At 55.7% G+C, this 1,249-nt stretch carries 1 protein-coding gene; it reads left to right on the top strand.

Features of this window, described 5'->3' with window-relative positions; all coding sequences use genetic code 11:
- Positions 1-380: 380 nt before the first annotated feature.
- On the top strand, positions 381-1,249 hold an 869-nt coding region (locus AWB81_RS43115), incomplete at its 3' end, for a PRTRC system protein D (RefSeq protein WP_062644705.1).

Below are 1,249 nucleotides of genomic sequence, written 5' to 3'. Positions count from 1 at the left end.
AGGCAAAGCGGTCCCCTCGATGGTCCTTTTCAGGAGGGTCGATGCGCATGCGCGCGGTTGGTAATTAAAAGAATACCGGCGCCTTGAACAATCGAAGAGTTAAAAGCTGCCTAAATGTTGCGAGCTTTTGCTTCCTTGACATTGCGTGTCGCTCTGTAGAGTTGGACAGGCGTAACGGGGACTTTTCTCACCGATTTCGTTCAGATAACTGACAGATTTTCGCCGCCTCAGAGGGCAGATTTTTATCTCACCGTTTTGGGGGAGATACCTGACACTTATCCGGACGTTTGGAGAAAGGGAGCCGTCACCACCGCCCATCTGCCACTTTTCGGTCAGATAACGGGCAGATAGCGCACCAATCGAACTGCTCTGGAGAGAGAATGAACACAATGAAAACGCATGCATCCGTCCTTGCCGTGGACGTCGGATATGGGAACACCAAGGTTGCCGTTCGCAACGGCTCGGAAGTCTCAACGTTCATGTTTCCGTCTCTGACCCCTGACTATCAGGCTAAGACGATGACGAAGCAAAGCAACGGCGTGTTGAAGGCAGTCCGGACCGTTGGAATTGAAGTCAACGGAAAGCAGTACGAGGTCGGACCGGAAGTGCCGTTGACCTCTCGCAACGGCGACCCTGGTCGCACGCTCGTCGGCAACTATTGCACTACGGATAGCTATGAAGCGCTCCTCGGCGGAGCCTTCCACTTCGCCAACGTATCGTCGGTCGACCGGCTTGTGCTCGGACTGCCCGTTCAGACATTTCAACAACACGCCGAGGCGTTGCGCAGCAAGTTTTCGGGAACGCTGCAGTTCGGCGATGAGGAAGTTCGCGTCGGAAATCTGATGGTGCTGCCTCAACCGTTGGGCGCTCTGGTTCATTTTTCACAGCACCCCGACTTTGCCCCGTCGCAGCGCAATATGATCATCGACGTCGGTTACTACACGACCGACTGGGTCGTCGCCAAGGGGCTGACGATGGAAGAGCGTCGTAGTGGCGGACATCAGAGCGGCGCGTCCCATTTCTTCCAGAAAATGGCGGAGCTTATCGGTGCAGCGACGAACGAGTCGGCCTTGGCGATCGAAGAAATCGACGAGGCGGTTCGCGCAGGCACGCCCTACTACGTTTTCAACGAAGAGATCGATCTGGGGCACTACGCCGCACAGGCTCAGTCGGTACCGGAAGCAGCGGTCAATGCGATCGGTAATTCGGTCGGGAGCACAAATGACATCCGCTGCATTTTCCTCACCGG

Origin of the sequence: Caballeronia arationis (assembly GCF_001544975.2) — a bacterium.
Classification (GTDB): Bacteria; Pseudomonadota; Gammaproteobacteria; order Burkholderiales; family Burkholderiaceae; genus Caballeronia; species Caballeronia arationis.
The sequence above is the reverse complement of the archived record's forward strand: the minus strand, read 5'-3'. Positions and strand labels throughout refer to the sequence as shown.